Source organism: Pseudomonas sp. GW821-FHT02A08 (assembly GCF_059422045.1).
This window is the reverse complement of record NZ_JBWKWD010000041.1, coordinates 1-14151: the sequence shown is the minus strand read 5'-3', so window position 1 is coordinate 14151 and position 14151 is coordinate 1. Positions and strand designations below refer to the sequence as shown.

Genomic DNA, 14151 nt, shown 5'->3' with positions numbered 1-14151 from the left:
TGGCGTGTCAGACGACATTGATGTTGAAAGTGCCGGCCCCTTCGCTGGCAAGCCAGCTCCCACCGTTGATCTGTGTCGGCCACGAAATCGACGTACACCCACTTACCCTGTGGGAGCGGGCTTGCCCGCGAAGGCGGCGTGTCAGACGACATTGATGTTGAATGCTCCGGCCCCTTCGCTGGCAAGCCAGCTCCCACCGTTGATCTGTGTCGGCCATAGGTGCCGGCTGTCCTTACGCAGACCGATTCGAGGCTTAGTTTTTTTCCGTCCTGCCATGTTTTCTGCTGGTCGAAATCGGTCTAAAAGCCCGGTTGGCAACTGTGCCTGTTTTGCTATCCTCAACCATGTAGGTGAAGACGCAGACTGATGCGCAAAAGGATAGCAAGGAGACGTGGGGCGCGTTCCGAAGGGTACACGGTTAGAAAGATCCCCGCGCTGGGATCCAGCCCTTATGCCGTGTGAAGCAGAAGAGTTCCATTACAGTTTCACGACTCTTTTGTGGGAGGCCTGATAAACCTTGTAAGCCGGAGACCAGCACCGGCCACCTACTTGTTACATTCACCCACAAAGCCCGCCCGGTGCGGGCTTTTTAATGCCCGCAAGATGGGGCCGGCCAGCGGCTCAAGGCGCGCCAAACAGCATGGTCCAGTAAACACCGTTGTCGCTGCGCGCGTTGGCGGCGTAAGCGGCACCGACCTGGGTGAACATCGGGTTCATCAGGTTGGCGCAGTGCCCGGGGCTGGCGAGCCAGCCGGCCATGGCCTTGCTGGGTGAACCCTGTCCGGCGGCGATGTTTTCACCGATCTGCCGACCACGGTAACCGGCGGCTCTGGCACGGTCGGAGGGCATGTCACCGTCGCGGTCCTGGTGGGCAAAATAGTTGCCGTAGGCCATATCCTTGCTGTGGCTTTGTGCCGCGGAACCCAACGCTGTACTCCAGGATAGCGGCCGCGCGGCGGCGAAACGCTGGCGACCGCACAGGCGCGGTTTGGCCCGGGCTGCATTGACCTGCGCCAGCAACGCCTGTGCGGCGCTGCGTGGATCGCCGGTTTTTCCGTCGAGCACCGGCCGTGCCAGCACCACCTGCCATTCACTCCCGGCGCGGCTGACGCCGATGTCGGCGTATTGGTTGTCGAGCAGTGCGGCGCAGTGCTCGTCCTGGAACAGATCGAAGGCTTCTTCGGCATCCCGTGCACCCACCACGCGGATGGACCGCACCATGGTTGCCTGATAGCCGGAGGCCTTTAACCGGTCCCGCAATCCACCGCCATAGCCGACGGGCAGGGCCAGGTTCGACTTGAGCGTCAGGGGTGATAAACGTTGCGTCGGCCGCCGGTCACAGCGTTGCGGATGGGCGCGATAGTCGTTGATGGCGTCCACCAGTTGCCGTTGCCCGTCGGCGTGGGCGGGGCTGGCAAAAACGGGGAGCAGGGGAAACAGGCACAGCGAAGAAAAGCGCAAGGCAACGACAGTTTGGCGCATGGACGGACAACTCTGATGAGATGACTACGAAGAAAGGGGGAAAAGCGCTGGGCTATGACTGGTGCCTTGAAACAAGGTTCACGGCGGGCACCTGTCTATTTTCGGGCGTAGCCATGAGTCCGACCAAGGATCCCCCATGGGCTTTTCGACTCCGAAGAAACCTGCCAGCGAGACAACGCCGGAAATTGGCAGCAACGGCTGTCACGCAGGCGCTAGGCAGGCTGATCGGTATCGGCTGGAGCAGCTTCTGTCGCAACGTCCGGGGTTTCGCTCGGTCGCAGCCTGAAGCGACAGACATGCCCGCCACGTACCATGCACTCGCTGTGTTCGACTTCACCGCCACCTAACGCGCCGATCAAGGCCAGGTCCAGTTCGCAGACCACCGGGTGCTCGGCGGCCAGGCGATGGAACACGCAGTTATGGGCGACGATTTCCGGGGTGCCGCCTGAACGAAAAAACACCTCGGCCTCGTAGCCCGCCTGGTTCATGTGCTGCACGATCCTGGCTTCATCCACGACCTGCTGTTCTCGGTCCGAAGCCAGTTTGCGGCCCATGCTGCGCATCAGTGAAGTCAGGGCTTCGGGGCCGATGATGCCCGCCACCTCATCGATCAAGACGCTGGCCAGCAGCTGATAGTGGCGAGGGAACTGCTCCCGCGCGTGGTCGGTGAGCCGATACAGCTGCTCGGGGCGACGGCCCGTCGGACGGGTGTCGCCGCGCAGCACCAGACCGTCACGCTCCAGCGCCGCCAGGTGTTGGCGGATCGCCGTGCGCGTGACGGCCAGATGTTCAGCCAACTCGTCAATGCTCATGCCGCTCCCATGGTGCAGCAGTGCATTGAGCAGGTCCTGCTGTGTTCGGCCCAGTCCTTCCAGCATGGGATGCCCTCGCGCGGTATCAGAATTTGTCCGGGAATTGCTTGACCAGTGCGCCGGTCAAGGCGTCGGCCAGGGCCAGGATATGCGTGCGCATCATCGCCCAGGTGCGGGCTTCGCCAGCGTAGTCCTGCGTGGCAAATTCATCGATCTGTGCGACGTGGTGACCGCCATGGGCTGACAACATGTTGACCAGTGTGGCTTCAGGCAGATTGGGGTTGGCGGTGGCCAGAAACGCCGCAATCGCCTTGGCATTGCTGGTCAACTCGGTGACGGCGGCCTGCTTGCCCTTGGCGTCCTTGGCCACAGTGGCATCACTGTAGTGTTTCACCGCGCCCCAGTGACCGGCAAGCAGCTTGAGCAGTTGATCCGCCGCCGGCTGGCCGTAGAGCGGGGCGATGCTGTTGGCGATTTTGGTGGCGTTGTCGACCACCTGGTCCGCCGCGACTTTGGCTTGCTTTTTGTTGGCGGATTGATTGGCCAGCGCGTAGTTTCTGATCCAGAAAATGTGTTCGACCCAAAGGTCACGCTCGGCCAGGCGCGTGGTCAGCGCGGGGCTGTCGGCAGTGGTAGGAGAGGCGGCAGGCGTCTGGCTCCAGACCGGTTGCACACACAAAGCCAGCAGGAGCAAAGCCAGGGTTTTGATATTCATGACGGCACCCTCTGAGAGTGGGAATGTTCGACAATATCAATATAGGCATAAAAATATGTTTTTATTGGATGTTGGCGAATTCCCGGATGAACGGCCATGACCTGTCGCCGGCAACGACTGGGGCCTTCCGACAAGTCCCCTCGCCACAAAGTCCGGTGTTGCCGTTACAACCCATCTCCCAGCGCCTTGAGGTATTGAGGACTTTCGCCGATCGAGTTATGCCCCGTCCCCGGTATCACCCGCAGTGACGCCACGCCTTTGGCGAAGTGTGTGTACAAACGCTCGGTGCTCGAGCGCGGAATCACCTCGTCATGCTCGGCCGCGATCACCAATGTCGGCACTGTGATGCGGGCGGCGTACTGCCAGGACGGGTATTTGTCCTTCAACATCCAGCGCACCGGAAACCAGCGGAACTGGCGGGCGGCGAGCCCTTCGAGGCTGTTATAGGGCGTGATCAGCACCAGTCGCGCGGCCGGGCGTTCGCTGGCAAGGCGCACGGCCACCCCGGAACCCAGGCTGCGGCCGACCACCGCCACATGCGGATGGGTGGCATGCACCTGGTCGAACAAGGTGAGGGCATCGCGGGCAATGGCCTCTTCCGAAGGCGAGCCGGAACTGCCGCCATAGCCCCGGTAATGCAGCAGGTACAGGGCGTAGTCAGGGAAAGCCTGGGAGAACCCGGGCAGGTTGCGCGAGACGTCTTCGGCATTGCCGCCGAAATAGATCAGCGCGTTCGGGCCATCGTGAGGACGGACGGAGACCTGCACCTGTGCGTCGGCGACCGGCAGGGTGAGCAGCGTCCCGGCTGCCCCGACGGCGCGTGGTTGCGGGTAATAAATCAGCGCCCGTTGAAATACGAACAGCGTGACGCACAGCACCAGGTACAGGGCAGCGACGATGACGACGAGTAACACCAGGGTGCGTGACATTCGACTAACGTTAGTGGGCGGCATTGACGGCTCGGGGTTTGAAAGTGGCTGGCGCCGCAAGGCTTTCTGAGTGTAGTCAATCGGCCCTTGGCGCGGGTAATCCGGGTTGTCGGCGCAACAGGCCGGCCCCCTGCGACTGGTGAGAAACGTTTTATGAGCCATCCTGAGGGTTACACCCGTAGAGAAGTACTCACGCTGGCTGCCGGTGCTTCGGCGGTCTTCACCTTCGGTCCGGTGGGTGCACAACCCGAGCCGTCGACGGGAACAGGAGGCAAGACCATGCAGACCCGCGCCATTCCTTCCAGCAACGAGTCCTTGCCGATCGTAGGGTTGGGCACATACCGCGGCTTCGATGTCGAGCCTTCGCAACCGGCTTACAAAGACTTGCCCGCAGTGCTCGATGCGTTGTTCGACAAGGGTGGCAAGCTGATCGACAGCTCGCCGATGTACGGTCGCGCCGAACAGACCATTGGCGAGCTGCTGTCGATCCATGAGCCGCGCTCGCCGGCGTTCCTGGCCACCAAGGTGTGGACCCGGGGCCGCGAAGAGGGCATCGCGCAGATGGAACAATCCTTCGCCCTGTTGCAGACCGACCGGATCGACCTGATGCAGATCCATAACCTGCTGGACTGGCAGACGCACCTGCCGACCCTGCGCCACTGGAAGGAAGCAGGGCGCATCCGCTACATCGGCATCACCCATTACACGGCGTCGGCCTATGAAGAAGTGGAAGCGGTACTCAAGGCCGAGCCAGTGGATTTCTTGCAGATCAACTACGCCCTGGATGATCGCGGCGCGGAGAAGCGCCTGCTGCCGTTGTGCCGCGAGCGGGGGGTGGCGGTGATCTGCAACCGGCCGTTTGGCGGTGGCGGCTTGTTGGCCAGACTCAAGGATAAGCCGCTGCCAGGCTGGGCGGCGCAAGTCGGGGTCAAGGGCTGGCCGCAACTGGCGCTTAAGTTCCTGCTGTCGCATTCGGCGGTGACCTGCGTGATTCCCGGCACCGGCAACCCGCGCTACATGGCGGAAAATGCCCGGGCCGGTTTCGGCCCGATGCTGACCGATGCCCAGCGTCAGCAACTGATAGCGCTGGTGGGCTAGCGACTTGTTCAAAGCGTAGCGGCGAGTCGCCGAGCCTCTCCTATACTGATTCGCGTCCATGCCGCGGGAAGTGCATTCACAGCCCTGACGGCGTCCCTGTCCATCACTGCAAGGAGATCGAACATGGCTATCCGAATTGGCGACGAAGCACCGGATTTCACCGCCGACACCACCGAAGGCACCCTCAATTTTCACCAATGGATCGGCGATGGCTGGGCCATCCTGTTTTCCCATCCCAAGGACTTCACCCCGGTGTGCACCACTGAACTGGGTTACCTGGCCAAACTCAAGCCGCAATTCGACAAGCGCAACACCAAGGTCCTGGGCCTCAGCGTCGATCCGGTCAGTGACCACAACCGCTGGGTCGGCGACATCGCCGAGACTCAGGGCACGGCGGTCAACTATCCGCTGATCGGTGACGAAAACCTGGTGGTGGCCAAGCTCTACGACATGATCCACCCCAATGCCAGCGGCGGCGCGCGTACGGCAGTGGACAACGCCACGGTACGTTCGGTGTTCATCGTCGGCCCGGACAAGAAGGTCAAGGCCATGCTGATCTACCCGATGAGCGCCGGGCGCAATTTCGATGAAGTGCTGCGCCTGCTCGATTCCCTGCAACTGAATGCCAGGCATACCGTTGCCACGCCGGTGAACTGGCGGCCGGGTGAAGACGTGATCATCCCGACCTCGGTGTCTGACGAAGACGCGAAGAAGAAATACCCGGATGGCTTCAAGACCCTGAAGCCGTATCTGCGGACGGTGGCTCAGCCGAAGTAGTCGCCAGCCCTGAAGCCGCCTTCGCGGGCAAGCCCGCTCCCACAGGGTCCGAGTCGAAGCACATATCTGTGAACGACTCAGGAACCTGTGGGAGCGGGCTTGCCCGCGAAGGGGCCGCCCCTGCTGGCCGAGTACTTCAAACCAGATACTTTTTAAACCACCCCAGCGTCCGCTCCCACGCCAGCTTGGCCGCCGCCTCGTCATAACGCGGCGTCGAATCGTTGTGGAAACCATGATTGCAGCCCGGGTAGATATAGGCCTCATAGGTCTTGCCCCCGGCCTTCAAGGCTTTCTCATAGGCGGGCCAGCCTTCGTTGATCCGCGTATCCAGTTCGCCGTAGTGCAGCATCACCGGGGCCTTGATCCGGGGCACTTCCTCGGCCGCAGGCTGACGGCCATAGAACGACACGGCGGCCCCCAGTTCCGGATAGGCCACGGCGGCGGCGTTGGTCACGCCACCGCCGTAGCAGAACCCGGTGATGCCGACCTTTCCGGTGGCGGCGGGGTGTTTCATCATCCACTCGACGGCAGCGAAAAAGTCGTTCATCAGCTTTTCCGGGTCGACCGTGGCCTGAAGCTCGCGGCCCTTGTCGTCATTGCCGGGATAACCGCCGACCGAGGTCAGGCCGTCGGGGGCCAGGGCGATGAAACCGGCCTTGGCCAGACGCCTGGCGACGTCTTCGATGTAGGGGTTGAGCCCGCGGTTTTCGTGCACGACCACCACCGCCGGCACCTTGCCGGTGGCTTTGGCCGGACGCACCAGATAACCGCGAACCTGGCCGTGGCCCTTGGGCGACGGGTAGGTGACGTACTCGGCAATGATGTCCGGGTCGGTGAACTCGACTTGCTCGGCCAGCGCATAGTTGGGGCTGAGCGCGGCGAGCAGGGCGCCTGCTGTCATGCTGCCGAAGGTGAACAACGCTGCGCGGTCGAGAAACTCCCGGCGATTGATCTTGCCGTGGGCGTAGTAGTCGTAGAGTTCCAGCAGTTCCGGGGAAAAGTCTTTGGCAGTTAGACGGGTCATCGGTGCAACTCCTCACAGAAGGTTGAACACGGACCTTGTGGGAGCGGGCTTGCTCGCGAATGCGGTGTGTCAGGCGTCAATGTCTTCGACTGACACACCGCATTCGCGAGCAAGCCCGCTCCCACAGGGGGGATGGTGATGCCGGTATCTCATTTCAGGCACTGCGCCCCAGCCTTCGCCACCTGCGCATCCTGCTCTGGCTTGACGCCCGACACCCCGACAGCGCCTATCACCTGGCCATCGACAATGATCGGTACGCCGCCTTCCAGCGAAGTCAGCAGCGGTGCTGACAGGAAAGCGTAGCGCCCGGCGTTGACCATGTCCTCATAACCTTTCGATTCGCGCCGGCCGAGGGCCGAGGTGCGCGCCTTTTCGGTGGCGATGTAGGCACTGCTCGGCGCGCAGCCGTCGAGGCGTTCGAGGGCCAGGGGGTGGCCGCCGTCATCGACCACCACTATGGTCACGGCCCATTGATTGGCTTGTGCTTCGGCGTGGGCGGCGGCAAGGATCCGGCCGACTTCGGCCTGGCTCAAGACGGCTTTGCTGTTCATGGGCATCTCCAGGGATTGGTTAAGGCAGGGCGGCTTCGACCAGTTCGATCCAGTGCCGCACCGGGGTTCGCCCCGCGCCATCGAGGTGCGACTGGCAGCCGATGTTGGCCGTGACAATGATCTCGGGATGGCCGCTTTCCAGGGCGTTGAGCTTGTTGTCGCGCAGTTGTCGCGACAGTTCGGGCTGGGTCAGCGAATAGGTGCCCGCCGAACCGCAGCACAGGTGTCCGTCGGGGACGGACGTCAGGGTGAAACCGAACCTGGTCAGCAGCGCTTCCACGGCACCGCCGAGTTTCTGCCCGTGCTGCAAGGTGCAGGGGCAATGGAAGGCCAGGCGTTGAGATGCGTGGATGCCGAGCTTTTCCAGCGGTTCGTCGCGCAACACCTCCACCAGGTCCCGGGCCAGCTCACTGACCTTCTTTGCCTTGTCGGCATAGGCCGGGTCGCTGGCGAGCAGATGGCCGTAATCCTTGATGAAAGCGCCGCAACCGCTGGCCGTCTGCACAATCGCCTCGGCGCCTTTTTCGATGCCCGGCCACCACGCGTCGATGTTGCGCCGGGCACGGTCGAGGCCAGCGGCCTGGGCGTCCAGGTGGTAGTCCACGGCGCCGCAGCAACCGGCTTCGCGGGTCGCGATGACGCTGATCCCCAGCCGGTCCAGCACCCGCGCCGCCGCGGCATTGGTGTTGGGTGACAGGCTGGGCTGCACGCAACCTTCGAGCATCAGCACCTGACGCTCGCGCAGGGTCATGGGCCGCGGCTTGGCCGGGTAGACATTGCGCGGCAACTTGCTTTGCAGGGTGCCGGGCAACAGCGCGCGGAACACCTGACCGCTATTGACCAGACTCTTGAACAGCTCTGGATGGGGCACGGTCTGCCGTAACCCCTCGCGCAACAGGCGCTGGCCGAGGGGGCGCGGCACCGCCGCATCGACCACCGCGCGCCCGATGTCCAGCAGGTTGTGGTAGTCGACGCCCGACGGGCAGGTGGTTTCACAGTTGCGGCACGACAGGCAGCGGTCCAGGTGCTGTTGGGTCTTTTGCGTGACGTCGTTGCCTTCCAGCACCTGCTTGATCAGGTAGATACGGCCCCGTGGTCCGTCCAGTTCATCGCCGAGCAATTGATAGGTCGGGCAGGTGGCATTGCAGAAGCCACAGTGCACGCAGGTACGCAGGATGCTTTCGGCTTCCGCGGCGCGGGGCAGATGGCTGGCGCTTTCACTCAAGGTCGTCTGCATGGTTCAAAGCTCCGCGTACAGGCGTCCGGGGTTGAAGATGCCCCGTGGATCGAGCTGTTGTTTCAGGTTGCGGTGATAACGCATCAGCGCCGGGGGCAGCGGATGGAAGGGGCTGTCGGTCAGACCGTGGCTGAAACAGGTGACATGGCCGCCGACCTCGTCGACGACCTGGCGGATGTACGCTGCTTCGGCATCGGATTTCAGCCAACGCTGGGCGCCGCCCCAGTCGATCAACTGGCGCCCCGGCAGCGCCAGGAGCGGCGTGTTGTTTGGCAGTGACAGGCGCCAAAGCGGTTGGTCTTCATCGAAGAAGCTCAAGCGTTGTTCGTTGAGATCGTCCCACCAACAAGCCTCCAGCCGTTCACCCCCGAGGCGCTCATGGGCCGCAGCCACCGAACCCTCACCGCCTTCAAGCCGCAGGTGCAGGCGTGAACCGTCGTGACAGGCCGCGCTGATCGGCAATGGCTGCTGGCCCCATTCCGCCAGGCGCAGCAAGGCCCGTTCGGCGTCCATTTCCAGGCTGATGCTTAAGGCTTGCCGGGGTTTTGGCAGCACTTTGAGGGAAACCTCGGTGATCAGCCCGAGGCTGCCGTAACTGCCGGCCATCAGGCGCGACAGGTCGTAGCCGGCGACGTTTTTCATCACCTCGCCACCAAAGCGCAATAGTTTGCCCTGACCGGTGATGACCCGCGTGCCAAGAATGAAGTCCCGCACCGAACCGACCCACGGGCGCCGTGGCCCGCAAAGCCCGCAGGCGATCATGCCGCCGACGGTGGCGCCGTCGCCAAAGGATGGCGGTTCGCAGGGCAGCATCTGTTGTGCGGCGTCCAGCACCTGCGCCAGTTGCGACAACGGCGTGCCGCAACGGACGGTGATCACAAGTTCAGTTGGGTCGTAACTGACGATGCCCCGGTGCGAGCGGGTGTCGAGAATTTCCCCGGCCGTGGTGCGCCCGAGAAAGGCTTTGCTGTTGGAACCCTGGATGCGCAACGGCGTGGCGTTTTCCAGCGCCTGATTGACCTGTTCCAGCAGTGACTGGCTGTCATCGAAATCTTCAGGGCCGTGCATCAGAAACGCTCCAGCTCGGGGAAGGGCAATTGACCGCCGTGTATGTGCATGGCACCGAATTCGGCGCAGCGGTGCAGGGTCGGAATGTTCTTGCCGGGGTTGAGCAGGCCACCGGGGTCGAAGGCGGCCTTGATGGCATGGAACAGGGTCAGCTCATCGCTGTTGAACTGCGCGCACATCTGGTTGATCTTCTCGCGGCCCACGCCGTGTTCACCGGTGATGCTGCCGCCGACTTTCACGCACAACTCCAGGATCTTGCCGCCCAGGGCTTCGGCTCGATCAAGCTCACCGGGTTGATTGGCATCGAACAGGATCAGCGGATGCATGTTGCCGTCACCGGCATGGAACACATTGGCCACCCGCAGGCCGTATTCGTTCGAGAGTTCGGCGATGGCGTGCAGCACGCCGGGCAGTTCGCGGCGGGGGATGGTGCCGTCCATGCAGTAGTAGTCCGGCGAGAGGCGGCCCACCGCCGGGAAGGCATTCTTGCGCCCGGCCCAGAAACGCACGCGTTCGGCTTCGTCTTTGGCCTGGCGCAACTCGATGGCGCCGGCCTGTTGCAGCACTTGGCGCACCCGGTCGCAGTCATCTGAGACATCGGCTTCAACGCCGTCGAGCTCGCACAGCAGAATGGCCTGGGCATCCACCGGATAACCGGCGTGGATGAAGTCCTCGGCGGCGCGGATCGCCAGGTTGTCCATCATTTCCAGGCCACCGGGGATGATGCCGGCGGCAATGATGTCGCCGACCGCGCGCCCGGCTTTCTCCACGGAGTCGAACGCCGCCAACAGCACTTTGGCGGTCTGGGGTTTGGGCAGCAACTTGACCGTGACCTCGGTGATCACCCCGAGCAGGCCTTCGGACCCGGTGAACAGCGCCAGCAGGTCGAAACCGGGGGCGTCGAGGGCGTTGGACCCCAGGCTCAGGTGCTCGCCATCGACGGTGAGGATGTCGACCTTGAGCACGTTGTGCACGGTCAGGCCGTACTTGAGGCAGTGCACGCCACCGGCATTTTCCGCGACGTTGCCGCCGATGGAGCAGGCGATCTGCGAGGATGGATCCGGCGCGTAATACAGGCCGAAGGGCGCCGCTGCCTGGGAGATCGCCAGATTGCGCACGCCGGGCTGAACCCGTGCAGTACGGGCGGCAGGATCGATGTGCAGGATGTTGTTGAAGCGCGCCATCACCAGCAGCACGCCTTTCTCCAGGGGCAGTGCACCGCCGGACAAACCGGTGCCGGCCCCACGGGCCACGACGGGGACGCGCAGCTCATGGCAGACCCGCAGTACCCCCTGGACTTCGTCGATGGATCGGGGCAGCACCACCAGCATTGGCGTGGTGCGATAGGCCGACAGTCCGTCGCATTCGTAGGGCTTGAGTTCCTCCTGCTGATGCAGGATTTCCAGATTCGGCAAGCGGGTTTGCAGGGCCCGCAACAGTGCCTGTTTGTCGACGTCGGGCAAGGCGCCGTCAACGCGTTCATCGTAGAGAATGTTCATGGGATCACGATTCTCGCTGGAGGCCACTGACCTTCATCATTAGCCCGTCAGGCTCAGCTGTCCATGGGATCGTTGTCTGCTCGACGTACCACCATCCACTGTGGGAGCGGGCTTGCTCGCGAAGAGGGAGTGTCAGTCGAAGACATTGCCGTCTGACACACCGCCTTCGCGAGCAAGCCCGCTCCCACAGTTCGATTCAATGCCCACCCACCACCATATGGCTGAACGGTGCGACGTAGGCCTGCAGCGTCACCAGGCCACCGACCAGGATCGCCAGCACAATGGAGTGGAAGAACACGTAGCGCAGGATTTCCCCTTCATGGCCGTACCAGCGGGTGGCGGTAGAGGCGACCACGATCGACTGGGCGTCGACCATCTTGCCCATGACCCCGCCGGAACTGTTGGCGGCGGCCATCAACACCGGGCTGATGCCCAACTGCTCGGACGTCACCCGTTGCAAGCCGCCGAACAGTACGTTGGACGCGGTGTCCGAGCCGGTCAGCGCCACGCCGAGCCAGCCTAGCAGGGTGCCGAACATCGGGTAGAAAATGCCCGTCGCGGCGAAGGCCAGGCCCATGGTCGCATCCAGCCCCGAGTAGCGCGTGAGGAAGCCCAGCGCGAGCATCGCCGCAATGGTGATCAGCGAATAACGCACCACCCACAGGGTGCGCAGGTACTGGTGAATCAGTTGCGGGATCGAGTAGCCCATCAGCAAACCGCCGACAATCGCCGCCAGCAGAATGCCGCTGCCGGTGGCGGTGAACCAGGTGAACTTGTACACCGCTTCTTCGGTTTTCGGCGCGGCCACCACGGGCGGGACTTTCTCGACCTGCAAGTGCAGGGTGGTGAAGGTCACGACCGGCGCAAACACGGGGTTCGCCTCACGCATCGGCTTGCCCTGGGGATCGAGCTTGGCGGCACTGGTTTGCGGATCGATGGCGGGGCGGGTGTCGAAGGTGTTCTTGAAACCCTGGGTGCCCCAGATGAACACGAAGACCGTCAGGATCAGCCACGGCATCCACGCCCGCATCACTGCCGGTTTTGCCTCGTTGGCAAAGGTTGCAGTGGGTACAGGCTTTTCGTCGTGCTCGGCGTCGATCTTCGAGTTGTCGACCCGGCCGGTCAGGGCGGCGGACGTGTGAACGGTGGCCGGTTTCCACACCTTGAGGAAACCGGTCAGGCAGGCCATGGAAATCAGCGCGGCGATCACATCCACCAGCATGGGTCCGTGATAGTTCGACACGAGGAACTGCGGAATGGCAAAGCTGACCCCGGCCACCAGGATCGCCGGCCAGATTTCCACCATCTTGCGCCAGCCGGCAAAGGCCCAGATCAACCAGAACGGCACCAGCACCGAGAAGAAGGGCAACTGCCGGCCGACCATCATCGACAGCTCCATTTCATCCAGCCCGGTGACCTTGGCCAGGGTGATGATCGGCGTGCCCAGGGCGCCGAACGCCACGGGGGCGGTATTGGCGATCAGCGCCAGCCCTGAAGCGGCGAGCGGCGAAAACCCCAGCCCGATCAGAATCGCCCCGGTCACTGCCACCGGCGTACCGAAACCGGCCGCGCCTTCGAAAAACGCCCCGAAGCAGAAGGCGATCAGCAGCAATTGCAGGCGCCGGTCATCGGTGATGCGCGCCAGGGAGTCTTGCAACACCTTGAACGAGCCGTTCTCGGTGGTCAGGCGGTGCAGGAAGATGATGTTCAACACGATCCAGCCAATCGGCAGCAGACCGTTGGCCGCACCGAACAACGCCGCCGAACCTGCCATGCCTGCCGGCATGCCGAAGGCGAAGATCGATATCAGCAAGGCCGAGGCCAGGGCGAGCAACGCCGCCAGGTGCGCCTTGACATGGAAAAACGCGAGGGACGCCAGCATCACCACCACAGGCACTGCCGCCATGAGCGTTGAAAGCACCGGGTTACCGAACGGATCGTAGACTTGCTGCCAGACCATGTTCCACCTCTGCTTTTTATTGTTGAACGTGCAGATCCCCCTGGGGGGAGGTGGTTTTCAGTATAGGTGGCATTGCGCCGCTGTCAGACCAGGCCTCCGGTCCTGCCAATCGGCGCATTCCGGAGGGCTGAGCTAGCATGGCCAGTAGGGTTTGAATTCAGTCAGGGGAGGAGTGCAGTCATGACCGAGCGCCATATGGAGCACAAGGAAACGCTATCGAACGGATGCAGCATCAAGGTCAAGGCCGAGATATTGAAAGACGGTTCGTTGAGCATGTTCATCGGTGTCTACAAGCCGGACGGCTCGGTCATCGACGAAAACCACGACCCGCGGCCGCACATGCTGGACATGGAGGCGGCGATGGATTGGGGAATCGATATTGCGAGGGGGACTGGCAATAGCCAGCGAACGTTGTGAACGGTTCGCGTCCGTGCCCGGCTGACCGGTGGTCGCCGTCAGAATCCGAAGGCGCGGGCCGAGACTTTTGCCAGCTCGACATCCAGCAGATGCTCGGCCAGCACGTCATTCAAAAACCGGAACTGATCATTGAGCCCGACCACTTCGTTGCTGAAGTGATGATCGGCTGAAGGGATCAGCAACGCTTCGAACTTCTCGTCGAACAGCAGAGTCAACTCTTTACGTGACTCGAATTTCTGCGCGTAGAAATTGTTGCCGAACAGCGGAAAACGTACGGCGAGGGTGACCGTGTGAATCATGATGTTTGCTCCTCGCTCAGGACGTACCAGGCAAACACACTCAATGTGAACGCCGTCAGGGCCAGGCAGGTCAGCAGATGGATCAGCATGAGGTTTCCCTCCGATTCGGGATTTCGTGTTGGCTTGGGATCGATCCTACGCTGACGGCGTTCAAGCGGAAGGCAATCGCGGCGATGGTGAATATCGACGCCAGTGATGGTGGTTTTTGTGCTGTCTGCTCTGGCCCCTTCGCGAGCAAGTCGGATCGCCGCACCGCCGCTCCCACAAACCGCTTTCCTGTGGG

At 62.7% G+C, this 14151-nt stretch carries 15 protein-coding genes; 3 read left to right on the top strand and 12 right to left on the bottom strand.

The annotated features are described in order from the left end of the window. Positions 1–621: 621 nt before the first annotated feature. From AC07W4_RS23310 to AC07W4_RS23295, 4 genes are all read right to left on the bottom strand, one after another. Entirely contained in the window at positions 622–1482 is an 861-nt protein-coding gene (locus AC07W4_RS23310) for a CAP domain-containing protein (RefSeq protein WP_495034140.1), read from the bottom strand. Positions 1483–1694: 212 nt separating this feature from the next. Next, on the bottom strand, positions 1695–2360 hold the full coding sequence (locus tag AC07W4_RS23305) for a helix-turn-helix transcriptional regulator (RefSeq protein ID WP_495034139.1): 666 nt from the start codon (positions 2358–2360) through the stop codon (positions 1695–1697). A 19-nt stretch (positions 2361–2379) separates the two neighbouring features. Continuing rightward, positions 2380–3009 carry a hypothetical protein gene (locus tag AC07W4_RS23300; protein ID WP_495034138.1) on the bottom strand — a complete coding sequence of 210 codons (630 nt, stop codon included), beginning with the start codon at positions 3007–3009 and terminating at the stop codon, positions 2380–2382. Between the two features lie 164 nt (positions 3010–3173). Continuing rightward, positions 3174–3962 carry an alpha/beta hydrolase gene (locus tag AC07W4_RS23295; RefSeq protein WP_495034137.1) on the bottom strand — a complete coding sequence of 263 codons (789 nt, stop codon included), beginning with the start codon at positions 3960–3962 and terminating at the stop codon, positions 3174–3176. A gap of 129 nt (positions 3963–4091) precedes the next feature. Between AC07W4_RS23295 and AC07W4_RS23290 the strand changes: the two genes are divergently transcribed. Next, on the top strand, positions 4092–5036 hold the full coding sequence (locus tag AC07W4_RS23290) for an aldo/keto reductase (RefSeq protein ID WP_495034136.1): 945 nt from the start codon (positions 4092–4094) through the stop codon (positions 5034–5036). A 123-nt stretch (positions 5037–5159) separates the two neighbouring features. Next, positions 5160–5813 (top strand): peroxiredoxin, encoded by a 654-nt coding sequence (locus AC07W4_RS23285; RefSeq protein ID WP_495034135.1) that lies wholly within the window; start codon positions 5160–5162, stop codon positions 5811–5813. Between the two features lie 136 nt (positions 5814–5949). Here the strand turns inward: AC07W4_RS23285 and yghX are convergent, their stop codons facing one another. The 6 genes from yghX to AC07W4_RS23255 all read right to left on the bottom strand — a co-directional run bounded on the left by yghX (position 5950) and on the right by AC07W4_RS23255 (position 13152). Further along, the gene (gene yghX / locus AC07W4_RS23280) at positions 5950–6837 is read right to left on the bottom strand and encodes a YghX family hydrolase (protein WP_495034134.1); all 888 of its coding nucleotides are present in this window, start codon (positions 6835–6837) and stop codon (positions 5950–5952) included. A 149-nt stretch (positions 6838–6986) separates the two neighbouring features. Beyond that, a complete protein-coding gene (locus tag AC07W4_RS23275; protein WP_495034133.1) occupies positions 6987–7388 on the bottom strand; it encodes a heme-binding protein in 402 nt (133 codons plus the stop codon). Between the two features lie 19 nt (positions 7389–7407). Beyond that, positions 7408–8625 (bottom strand): glycolate oxidase subunit GlcF, encoded by a 1218-nt coding sequence (glcF, locus tag AC07W4_RS23270; RefSeq protein WP_495034132.1) that lies wholly within the window; start codon positions 8623–8625, stop codon positions 7408–7410. Positions 8626–8628: 3 nt separating this feature from the next. Beyond that, positions 8629–9693: a glycolate oxidase subunit GlcE gene (gene glcE / locus AC07W4_RS23265; RefSeq protein ID WP_495034131.1), complete on the bottom strand. Its 1065-nt coding sequence runs from the start codon at positions 9691–9693 to the stop codon at positions 8629–8631. Continuing rightward, on the bottom strand, positions 9693–11192 hold the full coding sequence (gene glcD / locus AC07W4_RS23260) for a glycolate oxidase subunit GlcD (protein WP_495034130.1): 1500 nt from the start codon (positions 11190–11192) through the stop codon (positions 9693–9695). Before glcD ends, glcE begins: the two co-directional genes overlap by 1 nt. Before the next feature lie 196 nt (positions 11193–11388). After that, complete coding sequence (locus AC07W4_RS23255; protein WP_495034129.1) at positions 11389–13152, bottom strand: L-lactate permease; 1764 nt, start codon at positions 13150–13152, stop codon at positions 11389–11391. A gap of 180 nt (positions 13153–13332) precedes the next feature. On the opposite strand from AC07W4_RS23255, the gene AC07W4_RS23250 reads away from it, so the two are divergent. Beyond that, complete coding sequence (locus AC07W4_RS23250) at positions 13333–13569, top strand: hypothetical protein (protein WP_495034128.1); 237 nt, start codon at positions 13333–13335, stop codon at positions 13567–13569. A gap of 38 nt (positions 13570–13607) precedes the next feature. Here the strand turns inward: AC07W4_RS23250 and AC07W4_RS23245 are convergent, their stop codons facing one another. After that, positions 13608–13868, bottom strand: coding sequence for a hypothetical protein (locus tag AC07W4_RS23245; RefSeq protein WP_495034127.1), 261 nt, complete (start codon positions 13866–13868; stop codon positions 13608–13610). Next, on the bottom strand, positions 13865–14151 hold a 287-nt coding region (locus AC07W4_RS23240), incomplete at its 5' end, for a hypothetical protein (protein ID WP_495034179.1). The genes AC07W4_RS23245 and AC07W4_RS23240, both read right to left, overlap by 4 nt.

Bases quoted from the DNA above. Each gene is read 5' to 3' on its own strand.
- AC07W4_RS23290 (WP_495034136.1), top strand. From the start codon at position 4,092: ATGAGCCATCCTGAGGGTTACACCCGTAGAGAAGTACTCACGCTGGCT.
- AC07W4_RS23275 (WP_495034133.1), bottom strand. From the start codon at position 7,388: ATGAACAGCAAAGCCGTCTTGAGCCAGGCCGAAGTCGGCCGGATCCTT.
- glcF (WP_495034132.1), bottom strand. From the start codon at position 8,625: ATGCAGACGACCTTGAGTGAAAGCGCCAGCCATCTGCCCCGCGCCGCG.
- AC07W4_RS23295 (WP_495034137.1), bottom strand. From the start codon at position 3,962: ATGCCGCCCACTAACGTTAGTCGAATGTCACGCACCCTGGTGTTACTC.
- AC07W4_RS23245 (WP_495034127.1), bottom strand. From the start codon at position 13,868: ATGATTCACACGGTCACCCTCGCCGTACGTTTTCCGCTGTTCGGCAAC.
- AC07W4_RS23310 (WP_495034140.1), bottom strand. From the start codon at position 1,482: ATGCGCCAAACTGTCGTTGCCTTGCGCTTTTCTTCGCTGTGCCTGTTT.
- glcD (WP_495034130.1), bottom strand. From the start codon at position 11,192: ATGAACATTCTCTACGATGAACGCGTTGACGGCGCCTTGCCCGACGTC.
- glcE (WP_495034131.1), bottom strand. From the start codon at position 9,693: ATGCACGGCCCTGAAGATTTCGATGACAGCCAGTCACTGCTGGAACAG.
- AC07W4_RS23250 (WP_495034128.1), top strand. From the start codon at position 13,333: ATGACCGAGCGCCATATGGAGCACAAGGAAACGCTATCGAACGGATGC.
- AC07W4_RS23285 (WP_495034135.1), top strand. From the start codon at position 5,160: ATGGCTATCCGAATTGGCGACGAAGCACCGGATTTCACCGCCGACACC.
- AC07W4_RS23255 (WP_495034129.1), bottom strand. From the start codon at position 13,152: ATGGTCTGGCAGCAAGTCTACGATCCGTTCGGTAACCCGGTGCTTTCA.
- AC07W4_RS23300 (WP_495034138.1), bottom strand. From the start codon at position 3,009: ATGAATATCAAAACCCTGGCTTTGCTCCTGCTGGCTTTGTGTGTGCAA.
- yghX (WP_495034134.1), bottom strand. From the start codon at position 6,837: ATGACCCGTCTAACTGCCAAAGACTTTTCCCCGGAACTGCTGGAACTC.
- AC07W4_RS23305 (WP_495034139.1), bottom strand. From the start codon at position 2,360: ATGCTGGAAGGACTGGGCCGAACACAGCAGGACCTGCTCAATGCACTG.